Origin of the sequence: Bartonella queenslandensis AUST/NH15, assembly GCF_000312585.1 — a bacterium.
GTDB lineage: Bacteria > Pseudomonadota > Alphaproteobacteria > Rhizobiales > Rhizobiaceae > Bartonella > Bartonella queenslandensis_A.
The window spans coordinates 1-514 of sequence record NZ_HE998402.1; the positions used below are offsets into that span (position 1 = coordinate 1).

The 514-nt window shown below is 33.3% G+C and carries 1 protein-coding gene; it reads left to right on the forward strand.

From position 1 onward, the window contains the following. Positions 1-325: hypothetical protein (locus BN338_RS10500; protein ID WP_039762464.1), on the forward strand; the 325-nt coding region annotated here is incomplete at its 5' end. Positions 326-514: the final 189 nt, after the last annotated feature.

The window sequence follows — 514 nt, forward strand, 5'->3', positions numbered from 1 at the left end:
GTTAGGGGTAGCAGAGTATTTTTACAATCTTTACGAATATGATGATGGTATGAGGGAATATGAGGAGTTTGATGGCGGTCAGTATCATGATCATGAGATTCCTTCAAACGTTGATTACAGTACCAAGGCGCGCGTGAAAGCTTGGCTATACGGTGGTGATTTACCAAGAAGCGTTTTGAGTTATGAACCTTTGATAGATGAGGTTAATAAGAAAATCAAAAAACGTACAGAGAAAGATTGTTTGATTTGTGAGATTACAGATGATGGTGAAATGGGATACCCATTGTCTTGCGATGATAGCGTATCATATCAAAAAACACAATAAAGTCAATAGATTGTATGCAATTATTTTATACGAATCCACTTAAGAATCCATCCTTTTATGTATGATTCATTTGACTATTTTTTATATAAGATTGGCATGTATGAATAGACCATAAAAAGCAAATCATGATGTAAATATTATAACGCATGTAAACGTTCAAATGAAATGAAAAGCAGTTATCATTCATAA